This window comes from Aliamphritea hakodatensis, assembly GCF_024347195.1.
Lineage (GTDB): Bacteria > Pseudomonadota > Gammaproteobacteria > Pseudomonadales > Balneatricaceae > Amphritea > Amphritea hakodatensis.
Map to the genome: position 1 here is coordinate 2,897,992 of NZ_AP025281.1, position 20,425 is coordinate 2,918,416.

Annotated in this window: 16 protein-coding genes; 4 read left to right on the plus strand and 12 right to left on the minus strand. The window is 49.9% G+C overall.

The window, feature by feature from the left end; all coding sequences use genetic code 11:
• Nucleotides 1-269 precede the first annotated feature (269 nt).
• A complete protein-coding gene (locus PCI15_RS13395) occupies nt 270-734 on the plus strand; it encodes a cyclic nucleotide-binding domain-containing protein (protein WP_271270460.1) in 465 nt (154 codons plus the stop codon).
• Nucleotides 735-1,089: 355 nt separating this feature from the next.
• Here the strand turns inward: PCI15_RS13395 and PCI15_RS13400 are convergent, their stop codons facing one another.
• The 10 genes from PCI15_RS13400 to PCI15_RS13445 form a co-directional block, all read right to left on the minus strand.
• Nucleotides 1,090-2,547, minus strand: a complete 1,458-nt coding sequence (locus tag PCI15_RS13400) for an NAD-dependent succinate-semialdehyde dehydrogenase (protein ID WP_271270461.1) — start codon at nt 2,545-2,547, stop codon at nt 1,090-1,092.
• A gap of 84 nt (nt 2,548-2,631) precedes the next feature.
• On the minus strand, nt 2,632-3,222 hold the full coding sequence (locus PCI15_RS13405) for an amino acid synthesis family protein (protein ID WP_271270462.1): 591 nt from the start codon (nt 3,220-3,222) through the stop codon (nt 2,632-2,634).
• 104 nt (nt 3,223-3,326) lie between these two features.
• The gene (locus tag PCI15_RS13410) at nt 3,327-4,526 is read right to left on the minus strand and encodes an alpha/beta fold hydrolase (RefSeq protein WP_271270463.1); all 1,200 of its coding nucleotides are present in this window, start codon (nt 4,524-4,526) and stop codon (nt 3,327-3,329) included.
• Between the two features lie 8 nt (nt 4,527-4,534).
• The gene (locus PCI15_RS13415) at nt 4,535-5,710 is read right to left on the minus strand and encodes an ABC transporter ATP-binding protein (RefSeq protein WP_271270464.1); all 1,176 of its coding nucleotides are present in this window, start codon (nt 5,708-5,710) and stop codon (nt 4,535-4,537) included.
• A 12-nt stretch (nt 5,711-5,722) separates the two neighbouring features.
• Nucleotides 5,723-6,562 (minus strand): ABC transporter permease, encoded by an 840-nt coding sequence (locus PCI15_RS13420; protein ID WP_271270465.1) that lies wholly within the window; start codon nt 6,560-6,562, stop codon nt 5,723-5,725.
• A complete protein-coding gene (locus PCI15_RS13425) occupies nt 6,559-7,443 on the minus strand; it encodes an ABC transporter permease (RefSeq protein WP_271270466.1) in 885 nt (294 codons plus the stop codon). Before PCI15_RS13425 ends, PCI15_RS13420 begins: the two co-directional genes overlap by 4 nt.
• A complete protein-coding gene (locus tag PCI15_RS13430; RefSeq protein WP_271270467.1) occupies nt 7,428-8,558 on the minus strand; it encodes an ABC transporter substrate-binding protein in 1,131 nt (376 codons plus the stop codon). Before PCI15_RS13430 ends, PCI15_RS13425 begins: the two co-directional genes overlap by 16 nt.
• A gap of 121 nt (nt 8,559-8,679) precedes the next feature.
• Nucleotides 8,680-9,720: an LLM class flavin-dependent oxidoreductase gene (locus PCI15_RS13435; protein ID WP_271270468.1), complete on the minus strand. Its 1,041-nt coding sequence runs from the start codon at nt 9,718-9,720 to the stop codon at nt 8,680-8,682.
• A gap of 137 nt (nt 9,721-9,857) precedes the next feature.
• Entirely contained in the window at nt 9,858-11,369 is a 1,512-nt protein-coding gene (locus PCI15_RS13440) for an aldehyde dehydrogenase (protein ID WP_271270469.1), read from the minus strand.
• Between the two features lie 15 nt (nt 11,370-11,384).
• Nucleotides 11,385-12,362 (minus strand): flavin reductase, encoded by a 978-nt coding sequence (locus tag PCI15_RS13445; RefSeq protein WP_271270470.1) that lies wholly within the window; start codon nt 12,360-12,362, stop codon nt 11,385-11,387.
• Between the two features lie 254 nt (nt 12,363-12,616).
• On the opposite strand from PCI15_RS13445, the gene PCI15_RS13450 reads away from it, so the two are divergent.
• Nucleotides 12,617-14,419, plus strand: a complete 1,803-nt coding sequence (locus PCI15_RS13450; RefSeq protein WP_271270471.1) for a helix-turn-helix domain-containing protein — start codon at nt 12,617-12,619, stop codon at nt 14,417-14,419.
• Between the two features lie 336 nt (nt 14,420-14,755).
• On the opposite strand, the gene PCI15_RS13455 is transcribed toward PCI15_RS13450, so the two are convergent.
• A complete protein-coding gene (locus PCI15_RS13455; RefSeq protein WP_271270472.1) occupies nt 14,756-15,208 on the minus strand; it encodes a hypothetical protein in 453 nt (150 codons plus the stop codon).
• 321 nt (nt 15,209-15,529) lie between these two features.
• Between PCI15_RS13455 and PCI15_RS13460 the strand changes: the two genes are divergently transcribed.
• Nucleotides 15,530-16,975 (plus strand): coiled-coil domain-containing protein, encoded by a 1,446-nt coding sequence (locus tag PCI15_RS13460; RefSeq protein WP_271270473.1) that lies wholly within the window; start codon nt 15,530-15,532, stop codon nt 16,973-16,975.
• Between the two features lie 42 nt (nt 16,976-17,017).
• On the opposite strand, the gene PCI15_RS13465 is transcribed toward PCI15_RS13460, so the two are convergent.
• Nucleotides 17,018-17,830: an SEL1-like repeat protein gene (locus tag PCI15_RS13465; RefSeq protein ID WP_271270474.1), complete on the minus strand. Its 813-nt coding sequence runs from the start codon at nt 17,828-17,830 to the stop codon at nt 17,018-17,020.
• Nucleotides 17,831-19,172: 1,342 nt separating this feature from the next.
• Here PCI15_RS13465 and PCI15_RS13470 point away from each other — a divergent pair.
• The gene (locus PCI15_RS13470; RefSeq protein ID WP_271270475.1) at nt 19,173-20,414 is read left to right on the plus strand and encodes an AAA family ATPase; all 1,242 of its coding nucleotides are present in this window, start codon (nt 19,173-19,175) and stop codon (nt 20,412-20,414) included.
• Nucleotides 20,415-20,425 lie beyond the last annotated feature (11 nt).

Consider the following 20,425-nt stretch of genomic DNA (forward strand, 5'->3'; position numbering starts at 1 on the left):
AGACTGCACTGCCTTTTTCCTCCGATAAAAACAAGCATGCATGTATTAATGACGGACTGTGTACCTGTTGCCGTATACCTAAAGCCCTAAGTGCTTAATATGTAGTGCTTTTATATCAAAAACAAGGATAAAATCAGATCTTTTACGGGCTCTGAATCAAAGCCCCCACCCATTTCAAAAACTCATTGGTACGCTGGGGTTCTTAACCTTCACGGTGCAATCCTCTCTGGCTTAACTAAACTGCAGTAAGAGAAATCGGGGCCTCTACCATGTTGAAAATATCCAGAACACAGTTTGATAAGGACTACCCTGTCGGGCATCTTCAGGAGTTATCGGTATTTGGTGCACTGAATCAGGATTTTGTCGGGCATTTACTGGACCAGGCCGAGATCTACCGCACTGAAAAGAACGACCGGCTGTTCTCTGCAGGCCATCGGCCCAACGGCTTTTATATCCTGATTGAAGGGAACAGCACGCTCTACTGCGGTCCGCACAAAGAAAACAAGATCGTCAACGTGCTGGAGCCAGGTGAGTGCGTGGGCTTTATCAGCATGCTTTCGATGAACCCTGTCATTGGGGATGTAACACCCGTCACCGGGTCGGTGGTGCTGCGCATCAGCGATCACCTGTTTGCCAGCCTGCCGGAAATCGACGGAGAACAGTCCTTCATCCTGTTAATGAACCTGACGCGTAATATCTGCCGGGCCTATATCAAACATGCGGTACAGAACTAACATGAATGGTCTGTTTTCACATAAAAGCCTCTCCTCACTGCCCCGCAAAGAAGTACATTCAGGGTTATGTCTTTCAGTTCTCAATCGCCCTTTTATTGAAAATAACTAAACGTATATCTCTGCTCCTTCCGGGGTTTAAACACCAAAAACCACACCCTGGCACATACAGCTTCCGGCCTTCAGCCCAAACCTGATGTATCATTCTCACTGACATACCCATCTGCCACTTCTTCTGACGGCCTCAACTTCTCTTTTCAGCCCTGTTAATTTTCCCGAAAAAAAACCCGACGGGAGCGCCGGGTTATATAACGTTCTTACGAACGGTCTTCATGAAGCTACTTCAAGATTCCGACACTTACTCAATGCCGCCGAGACAGATATATTTCAGTTCCAGATAATCCTCGACGCCATACCGTGAGCCTTCCCGGCCAATACCGGATTGCTTGATGCCGCCGAATGGCGCGACCTCATTTGAAACCGCACCGGTATTAACCCCGACCATGCCGTATTCAAGTGCCTCCGCTACCCGCCACACCCGACTGATATCACGGCTGTACAGGTAGCCCGCGAGTCCGGAGTCTGTATCATTAGCAATATCAGTAGCTTCACTCTCATCGCTGAAACGTGTCAGCGCAGCCACCGGTCCGAAGGTTTCTTCTTCACAACAGAGCATCTGCGGACTTACATCAGCAAGCACGGTGGGCTGATAAAATGTCCGCCCCAGTGAATGACGTTTTCCGCCGGTCAGAATCCTGGCTCCCTTTGCTACAGCATCATGAACATGCCGTTCCACCTTCTCCAAAGCCCGCTCATCAATCAGCGGCCCCTGCACTGATTGTGGATCAAACCCGGAGCCAACTGTCATTGTGGCGACCCGGCAGGCCAGTTTTTCCGCGAAGGCATCATAGATACCGTCCTGAATCAGAAAACGATTGGTACAGATGCAGGTTTGGCCTGTATTTCGATACTTAGACTGCACCGCGCCTTCGACAGCGGCATCAAGATCTGCATCATCAAATACGATAAAGGGTGCATTACCGCCCAGCTCCAACGAGAGTTTTTTGACCGTTGCAGCGCTTTGCCCCATCAGCAATTTTCCGATATCGGTTGATCCGGTAAAGGACAATTTACGCACCGTTTTATTAGCGGTCAGCTCCGCACCTATCGCTGTTACATCCCCCATCACAACATTAAATACGCCTGGTGGAAAACCTGCCCGGTCAGCCAGCTCAGCCAGCGCCAGCGCCGATAAAGGAGTCAGTTCGGCGGGTTTAACCACGACCGCACAACCAACTGCCAGCGCCGGAGCCACTTTACGGGTGATCATTGCGGCCGGAAAATTCCAGGGGGTAATTGCCGCACACACACCGATTGGCTGCTTAACCGTTATAATCCGCTTGTCGCCTGCCGGTGAAGGAATGGTATCCCCATAAATCCGTTTACCCTCTTCAGCGAACCATTCCACGAATGAGGCCGCATAGGCGATCTCGCCTTCAGACTCAGCCAGAGGTTTACCCTGCTCAGCAGTCATAATCATGGCCAGATCCTGCTTGTGTTGCAGCATCAGATTAAACCAGTTGCGCAATATCCCTGCCCGTTGCTTAGCCGTTTGGGCAGACCAGCTGCGATACGCCACATCAGCTGAACTGATTGCCTCACGGGTATGCTCAGTTGTACAACTTGCAACTTCAGCCAGAACTTCTCCCGTGGCCGGATTGAACACATTAAAATGCTGTCCGGTTTTCACCCAGCGACCATTGATAAAGGCATCGGTCTTTAACAGCGATGCATCATTTAATTGGTGCAATGACATAACGATTACCTGTGTATTGATTACGTATTCACGAATAGCCGGAAGCCGTGCACCGGGCTTCCGGCCCGGTTTGATGGCCAGAGGTCAGGCTTGTGCTTCCTGCTCCAGTTCAACCATATCCATATTGCGGTCACCGATACGCGGATGTGCCCGGCCACCGGTGGAAGCTCCCAGAACGACAACCACTTCGTCGGCCCTTGGTGCATCGGAAATGGAAAACTCCATCGTGATAAAGTGGGAACGGGCACTGATTTCATGTAAATGCTTCATCGGCACCTGAATTGAACAGTTCATGCCACCACGGATATTGGTAAAGGCTAAAAAGCTCTCCGCCTTCATGGCATTACGGTAATGATTACCAAACCGCAGGTTATGAATCATCGCGGAAGCATGCTCGATCTCCCCGTCGGCACCCACGACAGCCGCCTTACCATAGGCTTCAATCGAATCGACGCTGTCGATTTCTTTAAGCATCTGCTCTACCAGCACACGCCCCAGTTCACTGCAGCCATCAAGCTGTTCTGGCCGTAGGTCCTCGATAAACCCGCGACCATGCCAGGGGTTTTTCACAACCGCCGCAACGCCGGTCATTGTGACCGGTATATCAACACCTTTATCACCCTCGATTAAGGTTGTTTCCTTGTGGGTGACAAGTTTTCTGATTGTAAAAGCCATAATGCTTACCTTTTTTCAGACAACAGAAGGCCTTACCCCACTCCGGGGCAACTATCTGCTGTGCGTTCTTAGTGAATTAAACGTTTAGGATAAACGTTCAGATATCAGTGACTTGCGCTTTCTTCCGCCAATACTTTGCGAGCGATTCTGAAACACTCCACGCCGGCCGGAATACCGCAGTAAACTGCAATCTGGGTGAGGACTGATTTCAGCTCATCCGGGTTTAACCCGTTGCGCAGAGCCCCCCGAAAATGCAACTCAAATTCATGACTTTTACCCAGAGCTGCAATCATTCCCAGATTCAGGATACTGCGTTCACGCCGGTTAAGTGTGTCGTCAGTCCAGCACACTCCCCAACAGTATTCACTGACCAGATGCTGAAACTCGCAGTTAAAGTCATCAGCATTGTCAAAGGCAGCCTCAACATACGCCTCTCCCAGCACTTCTTTACGGACTTTAAGCCCTTGTTCCATCAGTTTATTACTCACAGGGTTACTCCCGGACATTAAAGAATGGTTGAATCGGCGGCGATAAAACTCAAGCATGATTCCGGCAATCAGGTCAGGGGCTTCCAGTAACACCCCATGTTTAAGCCCCGGCAGGATATGTACTTCCGCATCCGGAATCCGCTGGCTCATTACCTTCGCCATCCGGGGCGTCGATCCGGCATCCTCCTCGCCAGTCATGATCAGCGTCGGACAGGTAATTCCGGGGAGCTGATCAGCCAGATCAGACTCAGCCAGTACCCGGTATGCAGCGGCATAACAGTGGGGGTCATTGTTCAGGCTACGCTGCACCCGGCACTCGACGATTTCCGGATGATCCTCAATAAACCGATCACTGAACCAACGGTTTACCGCTGCCGCCATATGCTTATCAGCCCGGCCTTCGGCCAGTGTATCGGCCCGCATTGTCACCTTTGCCTGCTCTTCCGGCGTACGGTCAGTGACCGAGCTGATGATGGTCAGGCTGTGCAATTGCCGGGAATGTTGCAGTGCATATGCCTGTGCAATCAGCCCCCCGAGTGAGAAGCCGACCAAATGAAACCGGCTCCACCCCTGTTCCGTCACCAATGCCTGCAGGTCATCTACAAACGCCTGCAACTGGTAAGGCCCTTGTATCCGCTCACTTTCACCATGGCCACGCAGGTCGTAACGCAGTGATCTGACAGAACCTTTAAAGGCTTTAATCACACCATCCCAGCCCTGCAGGTGTGCACCTACACCATGGACGAATACCACCGGCATTCCCTGACCGGCCAGCTCATAGCAGGTTGCAAACTGGCCATTATCGAAATAGTTCATAGGCCCTCCTAGTCCGCCAGCAACACGCTGGCTTCTGCGGTCCAGGCCAGCTGGATTTCACTGCCAACCGCAATTTCACCGCTGGTTGCACGGTTTAGCTGCTGCATAACCGTCATCTCGTCACCGTTATTCAGCCGCACAACGTATTTCTGCTGCTGCCCCAGATACACCACATCAGTGACCCTGGCGGAAACGATATTTTCACAGTTGTCCGGTGTGTCCGGTGCAACAATCCAGATTCTCTCTGGCCGCACCGCCAGACTGACTTTACAGTTAACTGCCAGTTCCGATCCAAGCCGGGCCTGTAAAGGTCCGATGGCAGTTTCAACAGTGCCGACAGCTACACCGGTGTCGCTGTCAGCAAGTTCAATGACTGAGGTTATTGTCCCTTCAATGAAATTACTTTCGCCGATAAAGTCTGCAACAAAGCGGCTGTTAGGTTGCTTATACAGCTCTGACGGCGACCCGATTTGCTTGATCTCCCCTTCATTGAACACCGCTATCCGGTCACTCATTGCCAGCGCTTCTTCCTGATCATGAGTCACGTAAATGACAGTAATCCCCATTTCTCTGTGGAGCCGCATAATTTCAATCTGCATATGTTCCCGCAGTTTCTTATCCAAAGCGCCAAGGGGTTCGTCCATCAGCAATAAGCGGGGTTCAAACACCATCGCCCGGGCCAGTGCGACCCGTTGTTGCTGACCACCGGATAACTGTTTCGGCAAACGGTCCCCATACTGGCTCAGCCCGACCTGTTCCAGGCTGGCACGGACTTTTTCCTCAATGACATCACGCCCCAGCTTTCTGACCTGCAGGGGAAACGCGACATTCTGTTCCACCGTCATATGCGGAAACAGTGCATATTGCTGAAATACCATGCCCAGATCCCGCTTATGAGGCGGCAAAGGATCCAGCGGCTTACCATCCAGCATGATTGAACCGCTGGACAGGCCGGTGAAACCTGCAACCATCATCAGCGTAGTGGTTTTACCGGAGCCTGAAGGCCCCAGAAATGTCAGGAATTCACCCTGTTTAAGGTCCAGCGATACATTGCTAACGGCAACGAAATCGCCGTATAACTTGTTCACATTACGTAACGATAAAATGTCTGCTGCTGAAGAAACGGCCTCCGGCATAGCCGGGCTATCGTTCTCAACTGCAAAGGTTGTTGATTGGGTATTCATTTTTATTATTCCTCAACTTGCAGATGCATCCTGACTCTGCTCCTTCTTACCGAACAGGCTTTCCAGTAACAGAATCAGCAATGCAAACACAAACAACATAGAAGCCAGCGCCGCTATCGTCGGGTCGACATCACCACGGATATTCGACCACATCTGAACTGTGACCGGCCGCACCAGTGGCGTACTGATGAACAGAGACACGATCAACTCATCAAACGAGATCACCAGTGAAAACAAAAAACTCGACAGCACCCCGGGCATTACTAAAGGAAAAGTAATCTTGCGGAATACCGTCCATGGCGATGCCCCCAGATTAGCCGCAGCATCTTCCAGCCGAGCATCCACCATGCCCAGTGACGCGGTGATCGTCGACAGCGCATAGGGGATCGTCAGAATTATATGCGCCAGTATCAAACCTCCAACGGTGCCGTGAATGCCCCAGCTTCTGAACGTCCCATACAAAGCCGCTGCGGTAATGATCACCGGAACAACCAGCGGAGATATCAGCAAAGCCCGAATGAACGTGGTACCGGGAATATCCGACCGGGCCAGTCCCAGAGCTGTCGCAAGCCCTAATGCCGTGGCAATTATCGATGTCGGCACCATTACCAGAACACTGATCCAGAGTGTATCCATCCACTTGGGATCAAGGATGTTTTCGTACCACTGGAAAGAGAAACCCGGTGGTGGAAACGTCAGGTAATACCCCGAACTAAAGGAGATAATAACGACGATGATCAGCGGTGCTATGAGGTACAAAATTACCGTGTAACAAAGCAACCACCGCAGCCAGCTCCAGCCGTTTTGCGTGAACTGATATTTCAGCGCCTGTAACGATGAAGATAAAATCATAGTTTCTTCTCCCGACGCTGAAACAGCCGCACAATACCGAAGATAAACAGTGTGCTAAGTAACAGGATAATGGCCAGTACCGCAGGAATCCCCCAACTACCCAGCTCGGTTACCTGCTCATGGATCAACTGTGCTACTACAACATCACGGTGGCCGCCTAAAAGTGCCGGCGTGATGAAATACCCCAGACACGTCACGAACACCAGCATCGATCCGGTAAAGACTCCCGGCATACTCAGTGGCAGGTAAACCCGCCTGAATGCGGTGACAGGACTCGCCCCCAGGTTGGCTGCTGCCGAAACATACTGCTTATCGATTTTCGACATCACGGTATAGAGCGGGAACACCATCAGTGGCAACTGAATCTGCACCATACCGATCAACAGACCCGTGCGGTTAAACAGCATATCCAGCGGTTCCAGTAACAACCCCAGCCCAATCAATATGTCATTAATCAGACCACTGGGTTGCAACAACACCATCCAGGCAAAGGTTCTCACCAGAATACTGGTCCAGAAAGGCACCAGCACCGCAAAGATCAATAACCGTCGCACCCTTGGTGAAGCCTGAGCGATTGTGTAAGCCAGCGGATACCCTAACAGTAATGAAAGAAACGTGGTGACGAAGCTTATCACTACGGTATTCCACAACACCGCGCCGTATATAAAGTTGCTGAACACTTCATTGAAGTTATGCAACCCGTTAAAAGGGTCGGTAAAGGCCTTCAGCAGAAAACCCAGTACCGGCCAGGCAAATGCCAGCAAGAGTGTGACGGTGGCGGGCACCACCAGCCAGAAATATCGATTTCTGACCAGCTGTGCCGCGTTACTCCACCAGGTAACCCCAAGGCCGGCAGCCCTGTTGGTTACGATAGTTTCCATTTGGTCCACTCATCTGCCAGTTCTTTCAGGTTTTCACGCCAGTAATCCGCATTCAGAACAAAACCTTTTTCAATATTCGAAGGTTCAGTTGGCAACCATGGCGCCACATCGGCATCAATAAACTCAAACGCGGCCTGATTCACAGGTGCGTACCCGGTCATATTCGCAAAAGCTGCCTGAGCATCCGGCTGAATTGAGCGCTCGATCAGAGCCATGGCATTGGCTTTGTTAGGTGCTCCTTTGAGTACCACATGATAGTCCACTGACTGAACGTTCTGTTCCCAGCCGATTGCCAGATGACCGCCTTTTTTCACCGCGTCAAAAATACGGCCGTTATGCAGCAAACCACAGGAGGCAACACCATCCACCATCAGTTGCTGAGCCTGCGAAGCCGACTTCCACAGGATCAGATCGTCCTTAATGGTATCCAGCTTACGAAATGCGCGTTCAACATCCAGCGGATAAAGATCAGCAGGTGCAACACCGTCGGCCAGTAATGCCACTTCTAACATGCCGTATACGCGGTCACGCAGAATCCGTTTACCGGGGAAACGTTTGGTATCAAAAATATCAGTCCAGGTCTGAGGACCAGTGCCTTCACTGAACTTATCAGTGTTGTAACAAACGTTATAAGACCAGACGCAGTTCCCCACGCCGTAATCATGCGTAAACTGCGGTGGCAGGGTATTACGGTTAACCACGCTGTAGTCGATCGGTTCAAAAAGATTATCGGCGCTGCCGTAGTAAAGGAATATGTCCGTGGCATCTGCGATATCAAACTCAGGTGAACCGCTGGCCACACTGGTACGGACTTTCGCTTCGTTCATCGGGCCGGCCTGAACCACCCGAACACCGGATTCTTTCTCAAAAGGATCACACCAGGCTTTCTTCTGTGACTCCTGATAAAACCCGCCCCAACTCAGGTATACGACTGTCCCCTTATTGCTCGCGGCAAAGCTTGAACCAAATGGCATCAGCATAGCACCGGCACCTACAGCGGCCGTGGCCCCCAAAAACTTACGCCTGCTCAGCTGGACCGGCGCGACACAGGAAGCCCCTGCTTCATCACTGTTTAACTGCGGATCAGTATCAAATTTATTTTTATTGTCTGACATCTCTTTCTCCTAAACTTTGCATAGAAAACAAATAGTTATATTTATATCTTAGGATACAGCAGATTAAATCCACTTACGGTTTGTAATACTCTCCTAATTCTCTGACATTGAAATTTATGGCTTATTGAAAATGTGGCATAACCTCACTGGCAAACAGCTCCAGCGAACGTTTATTAAATTCATCAGATACCCCGTACGCTTCGCCGTACAGGAAAGTATCGATTCCCAGTGCTTCATATTTTTTCAGTTTGACAACGACCTCTTCCGGCGTACCAAATAACATGTTTTCGTGTAGGGACTTAGGGTCATAATCGTTCTTATTGGCAATGGCCTGATAATCCGCAGGGTCAGCAAAGCCGTTTTCCACGCCACCAATGTTCTTCATCAGCGTTTCGAAGTAGCGGCCAAAATTAGTCACCCCTTCTACCGGCACCATCCAGTCATCCGGATTATCATAAACACAGACCCGGCGCAGCATCATCAGCTTGGGACGGGGCAGCTCAGGATAACGGGCAACGGTATCGTTAAAACGATTTACCAACACCTCTACTTCAGAATGAGGTGCCTGAAGCGGCGTAGCCATAATGTTGCAGCCATTGCTAATCGCCCAGTCAAACGAGCCCGGATCACGGGCAGCACACCAAAGCGGCGGATGCGGTAACTGCTGTGGTTTCGGGCAGGCGGTGGCTGTCGGGAACTGCCAGTACTGGCCATCATGGGCATAGTCGCCTTTCCACAGTTCCTTCAGTGCCGCCAGCATCTCCTTCATATACCCCACGCCTTCACGCTGATCGATACCCGGCTGCATACGGTCAAACTCATACTGGAATGAACCGCGCCCGATACCAAACTCAAGCCGGCCGCCGGAAATCAGATCACACAATCCGGCCTCACCGGCCAGTCTGATCGGGTGCCAGTAAGGCGCCGTTACAATCCCGGTACCCAGGCGAATATTCTTAGTGATCGCAGCCCAGTGACTCAGCAACTGAAACGGATTAGGTGCAATAGTCAGCTCAATGGTATGGTGCTCAGCAGTCCAGGCAGTGGTAAAGCCTGCTTCATCAGCCAACCGAACCATATAATTGGTCTTATCCCAGACCTGCTGCATCGGCGTTTCGTCATCCAGACGTGCCATATTTAATACGATGTCAAAATCCATCATCTCTCTCCAGATTTATTGTTATTCTCAGATTTCTGCCACACCAACCTCTGCCGCTACAGACAGGCCGGCCCGTTTCCCGGTGTTACCCTGGTGTTTAAAATGCAGATAAGGAGACCCGCGGGCTCCCTCCCGCAGCGTTATTCCTTCACACGGATCACAAACGGATCCTGTGCTTTGCCGGAATAATCAAGCATCACGCTCTTACTTCTGGAATATTCACGCAGCGATTCCAGTCCGTTATGGCTGCCATAGCCACTGTTTTTAAAGCCGCCTACCGGGGTAGCAAATGATGCTGCACGGTAGGTATTCACCCAGACAATGCCGCTCTCAACTTCCCGGGCAAAACGCAGCCCCCTCTCCATGCTCTGGGTCCAGACACCTGCTGCCAGGCCATACTCGGTCGCATTGGCCAGCTCTGTCAGCTCTTCTTCAGTCGAAAAACGGATCACACAACCGACCGGCCCGAAGACCTCTTCCTGAGCGATGCGCATTGAATTGTCGACATCGGTGAACAGTGTTGGCTCGAAATACCAGCCCTCACTCAGCGCCGGGTCTTCGGGCGGTTTACCACCGCTCAGCAGAGTGGCCCCCTCCGCTTTAGCAATCTCGACATAGCGGGTGACCTTTTCCAGCTGTTCACGGATCGCCAGTGGCCCGACCTGAACCCCCTCTTCGGTAGGATCCCCAAGTTTAATCTGCCTGGTGCGGGTCAGTAATTTATCGAGAAACGCGTCATAAACACTCTCCTGGACAAAGATCCGGGAGCCCGCCACACAGGTCTGTCCGGCAGCGGCAAAAATACCCGCGACCACACCATTAGCGGCACGGTCCAGATCAGCATCATCAAACACACAGTGCGGCGACTTCCCCCCCAGCTCCATATTGCACTGGGCCAGATGGCTGGCAGCATTCGCGGCGACCCGCTTACCAGTCTCACTGCTGCCGGTGAAAGCAATTTTGGCGATATGCGGATGCCGGGTCAGCGCTTCACCGGCCACCGGGCCAAATCCGGTGACAACATTCACCACGCCCGGCGGGAATCCGGCCTGCTCCACCAGGTCCATCAATGCCAGCGTGGAAGCACTTGTATGTTCAGAGGGCTTGATAACCACGGTATTACCGATTGCCAGACAGGGAGCCAGGGTCCAGGCCAGCTGATACAAGGGTGAATTCCAGGGCACGATAATACCGACGACACCGATCGGCTCACGGACAGTGTAATTAAGCATATCCGGCTTATTCAGCGGGATGGTCGTACCTTCCAGCTTGTCAGCCGCACCGGCAAAGTAAGAAAAGGTATCCGGCACAATGGTGGTCTGGGCACGGGTTTCCCGCAGAAGCTTACCGTTATCCCGGGTTTCAATGCGGGCCAGCATTTCACGGTTTTCATCAATCAGTTGCGCCAGCCGGCGAACCATGTGACCACGGTCCGTCTGGCTCATACGTTGCCACTGCGGATTCTTAAGGGCTGCCCGGGCAGCACTGACGGCGTCTTCAATATCCTGAGCATCACCGGAAGCGACCTTATACCAGGGCTGGGCATTTGTCGGATCAAGACTGTCGAAGTATTCTCCGTTACTGGGTTCGTGCCACTGACCGTTAATATAGTGACTCAGGCGCTGGCCTGTAATCTGTTCCAAATTGCGCATTACAATCGACTCCGTTTACAGGTTTATTTTCTGCTTATGCTCGCCCCATGCTTCCGGCCGGCCTTCCAGCATGGCCACCGAACCCTCACCGAGTGCCTCGGTATAGATTCCGAAACGGTCATTAACACAGTCACGGAAATAGCGGCGCAACATCGCATTCAGTTGCGGGAAACACAGCTGGTCCCAGGGCAGTTCATCCGCGGTAAATAGCCTCGCAGTCGTCTTGCTCCCGGACAGCTCCGGCTGTGTCAGCTGGCCCCGGTAGACGATATGCGTTTTATGATCAAGGGTTTCGTAGACGGAATAGAGAAAGCTGATCTCAGCTTCGGCACCTATCTGTTTCAATAAACCGGGTAAACGGCTCAGCACTTCACTTTGCCCCGGTTCCGCCTGCACCAGTGGAATCGTCCAGCCGTTTGATTCCTCATCCCGAATCAGTAAGACCTTATTTTCATGGCCCAGCACACAGCCAAACTGAGTATTGTTGCCCGCTTTAACAGCTGTCTGTTCCAACCCGAACGTAATGTAGTTACCGCCACCGTATCCCAGCGGGGTGGCCTGACGGCTGGCAAAGTCTTTCACTTCACCGATCAGAATCAGATGATCTCCGGCTTCGACCTGATCATGCAGTGTGCAGTCAAACCAGCTCAGCGCATCATCGATAATCGGAGCGCCAGTAACACCCGGTCGAGTTTCAACATGATCAAATTTGTCTGTCGCTTTGGAAGCAAACAGATTAGATACGTCCTTTTGAGCTTCGGTCAGAACATTGACCACAAAGCCTTTACAGTTTTGGAAAACGGGATAGCTGGCCGCCTTATGGTCGATACAAAACATCACCAGGGCCGGGTCCAGAGATACAGACGTAAAAGAATTGGCAGTCAGGCCGCGGGGCTGACCATCAGCATCCACAGTGGTAACAACAGTAACGCCGGTGACATAGGTTCCAAAGGCCTGACGCAGGGCTTTGGGATCAAGTGTCGAGGTTTTCATTTTTATTCTCCTCAGAAACAAGCCGGTTCAAAACATTCATCATCAATAGGAATAATTTCATGATATGGATCAACAACCGGGGCAACAATTGAGAAAAACAACCAAAAAACGATCTAATTTTCCTACTTTTCATAGGAAAAGATAAAACCTGTGCACCATCGATTGCCTCACTGACAAATCCGGGTAATAGTAAAAAATGAGGGTCAATACCAACCAGGCCGGATTAGTTATCTGCCACAGGAGCACCAGAGCCAATGAATCAGGCCACTACCAACCTGCTTAACAACATAGCCGAACTGGCAAAGCTGATTAATTCCGGTACCAGTTACGAAGAAGCACTGAATAGAATCGTCTATGCAGTATGTCGTCATACCAGTTGGAGCATGAGCTCAGTACTGAGCATGGATTCAAAGCAAAGTAAGGTTTTCGCCAGAGCACGTTTCGACCCTTACATTGATACTGAAGATAAAATCCCCAATGAATGGCCACTGGTATCCAGCCCGACGACCGAAGTCATCAAGAACAATAAACCACTGGTTATCAGCAATATGCAGGAATGCGCGCAATATCCTGCTCACCAGTCCGATGCTATCCGGCGTAATTACTTTTCCGTGGTAATTCTGCCGCTGAATACCGAAGACCAGCATGGCAATCCGATGGTACTGACTGTTCTCTCACGCCAGATAATTAACGTTGACGAAGACGAACTGAGCTACCTGACAACCATCGGCAACCTGGCAGCAATAACGGTCAAACGGATGATCTATCTGCAACGTGAAACCGCCCGCACCGAACGCTTACAAAGCTCGATTACCCATAGTGCAGCACTGATGGATCTGGCCCTGACCGACTCTTCGATTCCCCATATTCTGGAAGCAGTGGAAAAATTACTTCAACACCCTGTCATCCTGGTGGATCTGACTCAGCAAACAGTCATCCCGGGAAGCCCGCCAGCTCAGGGGATTATCGGCGACAATCAATGGCAGCATTTAGTCAGCAACCAGCATGCAAGATCGGTGTTGCAACAGGTACAGGCCGCCGAACAAGCCACAAACCCAGCTTTGCTGGCGTTAGAACTGAGTACATCAGGCACCCTTAAATACCAGATTGAGCTGCTAAGAGTTGACGATAATGTTGTCGGCGCTCTGCTACTGCTCAGACAGGGTATCCAGGAGACCCCCATCCTTAACCTGATGACCGAGCAAAGCGAATTTGCATTACGGGTTTTGATGATGCGTAGCTTTATTCACTTTAAAAGTGAAACCGGCTCTCTCAACGACCTTTTTCAACAACTGATCAGCCGTAACTGGCGTAACCCTGAAGAACTTATCGCCCGGGCCCAACATAAAGGTATTCGGCTGGATCAGAGCAATTATCTGCTGGCAATAGCCCCGCCTGAGCTAGGTAATCGTACCAGCCCGGAGGACTTTTTAAGCTCAAAGCATCAACAGGTTGCCAGCCAGGTTAACAGTGTATTTGAAGCATCAGTCTGTCTGATTTTTGAAGACCTTTATCTTGTATCAATACCTGCCAGCCAGTGCAGTACCAGGGATAAACTTAACCTGCGCATGTTAAATCTTGAGAAGAAATTACAATGGATTTTCAGTCAGCAGCCGACACTCGTCAGTTGCCAGTCCTGCCACCAGCTGGATGATTACTCGAATGCATGGTCTGAATGCAAACGCCTGATCCAGCTAAGCCAGCAATTCAACCGTACCGGGGTCCTCAATGAAGACAGCTTTGGTGCATACGCAATTTTATTTGCTGCCACCAATCAGTCTGTCGTCAGCAACTTCATCAATCAAAGCCTGGAACAGATTGATCAGTACGACCGCAAACATAAGAATAAGCTGCTGGATACCTTATCTGCATTCTTGCACAGCAACTGCCGCTATCAGGCCTGTGCTGACACTCTGGAGATCCATGTCACTACACTTCGCTACCGGATTGAACGAATCGAAGAGCTGTTTGATATTAATTTTGAAGATGCCGATCAGCGCTTTGGTCTGGAGCTGGCATTGCGTTTACGGCATATGGCAGGAAGTGGCACAAACTAAACTGCTTCAACAAACACAAGAAGACATCCAGAACAGACACATGGATTCCTTCTGCCAGTAACGTCCGTTAAGAAAGTGCTGCCACAGTCCTGAAACCCGAGCTTGTGATTCGCGCCCCCCCAGTAAAGACGCGACTAAATAGTGTTAGTGCAATACTCAGCACTGCTATCCGGAAAAAAGCAATTTTTCAGCCATCTCATAATCTTTTACATCACCTGTATGTACAGTACATCTATCTGACATAGGGCCGTAAAAACAGCCTTATGCAGGAGGGTCGCACAGTCACGGAAAACTAATGCCCGTAACTGTGAGACAGGGGAAAAGTATTACTGAATATTATGTCATGCCGGAATCGGCCTGACTGTAATAGGTAACCGTTGATGGCTGACCGGTTCTGAGCACCCGATTGTCCGCTGATTCAAATTCATCAACATCGTAGCGACGGTCGATGGGTGCATTCGCCAGACCGTACAATGAATACTTCTGCGCAGCCAGAATGAAATCCGTCAGGCGAATCTGATCCAGCTGTCTGATAAAGGCGTCGTTATCCAGATCCCGCTGTCGCTGGGCCTCAATACGTTCCTCGCTCAAGCGCTCCAGTTCCAGTTGTTCCCGGGCCAGCGCTTCGCGTGCAGCATCGCTGATGCTTACCTGTACCCCCGGGCGTTCAGTACGCTCAGGCTCAAGGGTTTCTGTATACGCCGCAATGGCCCGTTCTGCTCTGCTGACGGGAGCCGTAGCAGTGATCTGACCGACCGCTGCTGAAGTAATATGTGAAATGCCGTCCATAACCGATCCTCCTTATCCCTGCTATCCGGTTAATGAGAAAAAAGTAAGTCCACGACCCACCCACTGATCAGTATATAAACACCTGTAACTGAAATGTTACTGAAAGAGTTATCACAGCCATCCGTTACAGGCTAGGGGCCCTGCAGCAAACAGATTACTCAATCTGGGTATTTCACCCTTAACCGGCGGTTCTATAACCCTCCATTTCAGTTGTATAGTTTTCATCCAATACGGATGTTTGAATTTTGTTTGTAGTTTTACTGTTCTTCATTCGTTGATCTCAGTTACTGCAAGATCTGTTTTTTTAGCTGAGGTCTTCCCATGCCATATGCATCTTCCTATTTACATTCTCTTCTTAAAGTAACTGCACTGGGCGTTACACTGACTGTACTTCCTGCACTGACTGCCAACAGCCCACTGATTGATTTAGGCGGCCAGGCCTATGCTAAAAATGGCAATGGTGGCGGAAACGGCGGCGGTAATGGTGGTGGCAACGGCGGCGGTAATGGTGGTGGCGGTGGCAACGGCGGCGGTAATGGCGGCGGTAACGGCGGCGGTAACGGCGGCGGTAATGGCGGCGGTAACGGCGGCGGTAACGGAGGTGGTAATGGCAATGGCGGCGGTAATGGCAATGACAGCTCTGCAGGCCAGTCAGCTTCCGCAGGTAAAACCAATAATGGTAAAGGCCATGGTAAATCCCTGGGCAATAACCACGGTGCTATTGCCAGTGCACTTGGCCGCTTAAACGCAGCACACGCATCCCCTAATGCCCGTCTCAATGCATCACCTAAATCAGTGGTCGGTCTCCTGGCGACCTATGAAACAGCGGTACTGGAAGGCCGTAAACTTAACGGTGAGCTGGCAGAAATCAATGATGTTCTCGAACAGCTAAATCAACAACTGAATTCTCTGAACACAGATCTGGACACAGCCACAGACCAGCTGAGTTCAGCTGAACAGAGCGTAACGGATGCATTAGCAGATTTAAGTGCCGCTGAGCAGACCCTTGCTGACGCGCAGCAATCTTTAACTGACGCCCAGGATTCTGTTACTGACGCCACTCACAGTGTGGAAACGGCTCGGCAATCCGTCTCTCAGGCAGAAGAAACCGTTTCAGCGGCGGAGCAAACACTGGCTGATGCACAACAGTCACTGAATACAGCAGAGCAAGCACTGAGTGATCGCCAGCAATCATTGGCTGACGCAGAGTCAGCCTTATCCGCAGACCCGGAGAACGCGGACCTTCAGGAGGCCGTCAGCAGCGCTCAGACTGAATTAGACAGCGCACAAAACACTGTTAACAGCTCGGTCACTTCAGCGGATGCAGCTCAGTCAGAACTTGATACTGCAACCACCGGTCTGGCCAGTGCCGCATCAGCACTGGCTGATGCTCAGGACTCACTGACCAGCGCGCAAAACGACATAAGTGAAGCAGAAGCAAATATCGGAACAGCACAGTCCGGTGTTGAAACCGCCAGTGCCAACGTTGGCGTTGCTGACACAGAACTGGCTGACGCTCAGCAGGCAGTAGATACGCTTAATGAAGCAGTTGATGACAAAACCAGCGAAGTAACTGATACAACTGAACAGAAAGACACCGTTGAAGAGGCAATTCAAACTCAGGCTGAAACCGAAGCAACAGCACTGGCAGAAGCCGCCAACAAGGAGGTTACCGATGAAGTAACCACCGCACTGAACGACTTACTGGGCATTTCTCCGCAAGACCCGACAGCCGAACAACCGACTGACGAAACACCGGACGTATAAACCGGACTGAACTTAATAAGGGCCCGCTACACGGGCCCTTTTTTAGTGCTCCCGCTCCGCCTTTCGCAGTAATTCAATCACCTTGTTGTCAGGCTGATCGCACACTTGCTGGCGGCCCAAACAGAATGCATTCAGCGCAGACGCGGTTCGCGTCCCCCAGAGGCCATCAGCCGAACCGGGGGAGTAACCTTCCGCCCGCAGTCTGGACTGAATGTAAACAACCTGCATTCGCTTTTCTGCGGCAGCCACACTCAAGGGTTGCCAATGCTGAATATCTTTTCCCGCCTGCTCATATTCCCGGGGGTACTTCTGCTGCATGGTACTCAACAGCTGCTCCATATTCTGACGCCCATGCTGTTGTGCCAGCTTCAACCAGAAAACACCCTGCCGAATATCTTCAGGAACACCCAGGCCACGCAGGCGGCCAATCCCATAAACAAACATGGCATTCACATCACCCTGAGATGCCGCCCGGCCTGTCCAATACATTCCCCAGCTTTTCTCCGCTGCTGCTCCCCTGCCATTAAGGTAGATATCACCCAGCTGATTCATCGCGGCGGCATGTCCCTGCAGGGCTGCCTGAGTAAACCAGTAACGGGCTTGCTGATAATCCTGTGCCACACCTCTGCCGGTATAAAAACCGATACCGGCAAGATACTGTGCGGCCGCATGCCCCCTCTCTCCTGCCCGGATAAAGTCCCTGACGCCAGCGGCATAATCCTGTGGTCTGTCCGTTCCCTGGGTATAGGAAACACCGCGCTTGTACAGTGCTTCAGAGGATAAATCCTGATGACCGCCAAACCCTGTGCACCCCACCATTAACAGGGCAATGAACGTTGAAATAATAATTCTCATGGTACTTCCACTACAGCTGATTCTAAGCAGGATTATAGCTTCTAACAGAGCCAGCCTGCGTTTTCCGGCCAGATAAGTTAACAAATACCGATACCTTTCACCTGACTCTGACCCACCACAAAACAGCCATGTTAGTCGAGTTATGACAAGCCTCTAATAACAACGGCTATCTTTCGATAACCGGCCTGAACATCCTGAAAGCTTCCATGCGGTAATAGCAAGGCTATTGAACGGACTGCTATAACAAAGCCCATCGTTTCTTCAAAACTGACTTATCAAACAAAATAACAGCAGGATGCTTTCGTCAACCGGATAAAATCAAATAGATTATTCGCGGCTACCAGGGCTATCGTCGCAAGCTCCGTTGTGGTCTCGCCTCGCTCGGCTTGACTGCCTTCGGCAGTTCTCATCTGCCAATGAATATCCACAGCGCAGAATGCAAAAAGTCCGCAGTGAATGCGGGCTTTTTCAGAATCCGGCAGGACTTGGCAGATTATTCCCGGCTTCGCTGCTCACCCCTTCGGGGCTATCGTCGCAGGCTCCGATGTGGTCTCGCTTCGCTCGGCTCGGCTGCCTTCGGCAGTTCTCATCTGCCAAAGAATTCACTTATCGCAGAATGCAAAAAGCCCGCTATAAAAGCGGGCTTTTTCAGAATTTTGGTAGGACCAGGCAGATTATTCCCGGCTTCGCCGTTCACCCCTTCGAGGCTATCGTCGCAGGTTCCTATTTGGTCTCGCTTCGCTCGGCTCGACTGCCTTCGGCAGTTCTCATCTGCCATATCCCAGAACGCAAAAAGCCCGCAGTGAATGCGGGCTTTTTCAGAATTTTGGTAGGACTACCCAGATTCGAACTGGGGACCTCTACCATGTCAAAGCGGCAGTCGTTAAGCTGTAAGGTATTGATATAAAGAGAATATAGCCTGTTTTTCTGTTACTCAAAACAGCTATATCCGTGGTAACTAAATCAATAACTTACGCTACTATTGGAAACTCTAAACGCTGACTTAGCGCCACATTAGAAAGGAGATTTAAAAGTGGAAAGCGCGCTTCATCAATGGTTCTTTGGCGGCCTACTCTGCCTGGTACTTTCATTCATTGTTGTACATCTGGGCGGCGTGTTTCATCCCAGAAATCAGAATTGGACAACAGTATTCCTACTGGGAGCTGGCATGCCGATTGTGCTAAGTATTGTGTTTGGTATCATCGGTTGGATAGCGTAGCAATTTACCTGATGTTAAAAGATCTGAAGCAGCTCTATCAGAAACGCTAAAACAGCAATATAGGTTGTTTATTTGCACAAATAATGCAAAAATCGACAGAAATACCCCCTTTTAGGTGCTATCATGCTCTTAGAATTTAGAGTTACTAACTTTCGATCTATTAAAGATGAAGCAGTCCTCAATCTTTCTGCTTCAAAAGATAAAACTTTTATCGATAGTAATACTCTTAATACCGATATCAAATCTATCCCGAAACTCCTCAGCTGTACTGCACTGTATGGAGCAAACGCAAGTGGAAAATCTAACCTCATTTATGCATTAGATTTTTTTAAATCAGCTGTAATTCAGTCTGCAACACAACCTCCTAGTAAGCAAATTAATGTTAGCCCCTTCAAACTAGCAGCCGAATGTATATCTTCCCCTTCAGAATTTGAAATAACATTCATTAAAAATAAAGTTCGATATCAATACGGCTTTAATGTTACGAAAGAACGTGTAGTTGAAGAATGGCTCTATGTTTATAAGACATCAAAGCCTCAGCATTGGTTTACCAGAACTTTTAATAGTACCACTCAAGACTATGATTATTACTTTGGGCCAAATATCACAGGTCAAAAGGACTTATGGAAACGATCTACTAGACATAACGTACTATTTCTTTCTGCTGCAGTTCAATTCAACAGTGAACAATTAAAAGAAGTCTATGATTTCTTTGAAAATGATATGGTTATTTATAATAGCTACTCGGTTCCAAATGATGAATTCACTTTAATAGCTTTAAGTGATGATAAATCAAAAAAAATAGTTAAAGACTTTCTAAGAAATTCAGACTTAAGTATTGAAAACGTTACTATTGTCAAGAAAAAAGGAAGATCTCAAAAAATACAATTTAACGAAACAGGTGCTCCTGAGATAACATCTGAAGAAACCGAGTTTGCTCTTCCTGTCTTTCATAAAAAAAATGATCATATGGAAGCCACATTTGAACTAAGTGAAGAGTCGATGGGGACTCAGCGTCTTTTTTCTTTAGCCGGCCCTCTTCTTGATATTTTTGAATCCGGAAAAGTCCTTATATATGACGAGCTCGATACAAGCCTACATACTCTTATGGCTAAACGGATTATAAAACTATTTTATAGTAAGACAGTTAATAATAATTCTGCGCAGTTAATTTTTACTACTCACGATACAAGCCTTTTAGATAAAAAGCTATTTCGTAGAGATCAAATTTGGTTTATCGAAAAAAATGATCAGCACGCTTCTGAACTTTACCCTCTCCTTGATTTTAGCCCTAGGAAAGGTGAGGACTTAGAAACTGGCTATTTAATTGGCAGATACGGTGCTATTCCGTTTTTTCAGGAATAAAATCATAAGGA

What these genes read in the sequence shown, in the direction of transcription:
- PCI15_RS13470 (WP_271270475.1), top strand. Translation starts at nt 19,173, where the DNA reads ATGCTCTTAGAATTTAGAGTTACTAACTTTCGATCTATTAAAGATGAA.
- PCI15_RS13425 (WP_271270466.1), bottom strand. Translation starts at nt 7,443, where the DNA reads ATGGAAACTATCGTAACCAACAGGGCTGCCGGCCTTGGGGTTACCTGG.
- PCI15_RS13395 (WP_271270460.1), top strand. Translation starts at nt 270, where the DNA reads ATGTTGAAAATATCCAGAACACAGTTTGATAAGGACTACCCTGTCGGG.
- PCI15_RS13450 (WP_271270471.1), top strand. Translation starts at nt 12,617, where the DNA reads ATGAATCAGGCCACTACCAACCTGCTTAACAACATAGCCGAACTGGCA.
- PCI15_RS13415 (WP_271270464.1), bottom strand. Translation starts at nt 5,710, where the DNA reads ATGAATACCCAATCAACAACCTTTGCAGTTGAGAACGATAGCCCGGCT.
- PCI15_RS13410 (WP_271270463.1), bottom strand. Translation starts at nt 4,526, where the DNA reads ATGAACTATTTCGATAATGGCCAGTTTGCAACCTGCTATGAGCTGGCC.
- PCI15_RS13455 (WP_271270472.1), bottom strand. Translation starts at nt 15,208, where the DNA reads ATGGACGGCATTTCACATATTACTTCAGCAGCGGTCGGTCAGATCACT.
- PCI15_RS13440 (WP_271270469.1), bottom strand. Translation starts at nt 11,369, where the DNA reads ATGCGCAATTTGGAACAGATTACAGGCCAGCGCCTGAGTCACTATATT.
- PCI15_RS13460 (WP_271270473.1), top strand. Translation starts at nt 15,530, where the DNA reads ATGCCATATGCATCTTCCTATTTACATTCTCTTCTTAAAGTAACTGCA.
- PCI15_RS13400 (WP_271270461.1), bottom strand. Translation starts at nt 2,547, where the DNA reads ATGTCATTGCACCAATTAAATGATGCATCGCTGTTAAAGACCGATGCC.
- PCI15_RS13405 (WP_271270462.1), bottom strand. Translation starts at nt 3,222, where the DNA reads ATGGCTTTTACAATCAGAAAACTTGTCACCCACAAGGAAACAACCTTA.
- PCI15_RS13420 (WP_271270465.1), bottom strand. Translation starts at nt 6,562, where the DNA reads ATGATTTTATCTTCATCGTTACAGGCGCTGAAATATCAGTTCACGCAA.
- PCI15_RS13435 (WP_271270468.1), bottom strand. Translation starts at nt 9,720, where the DNA reads ATGATGGATTTTGACATCGTATTAAATATGGCACGTCTGGATGACGAA.
- PCI15_RS13445 (WP_271270470.1), bottom strand. Translation starts at nt 12,362, where the DNA reads ATGAAAACCTCGACACTTGATCCCAAAGCCCTGCGTCAGGCCTTTGGA.
- PCI15_RS13465 (WP_271270474.1), bottom strand. Translation starts at nt 17,830, where the DNA reads ATGAGAATTATTATTTCAACGTTCATTGCCCTGTTAATGGTGGGGTGC.
- PCI15_RS13430 (WP_271270467.1), bottom strand. Translation starts at nt 8,558, where the DNA reads ATGTCAGACAATAAAAATAAATTTGATACTGATCCGCAGTTAAACAGT.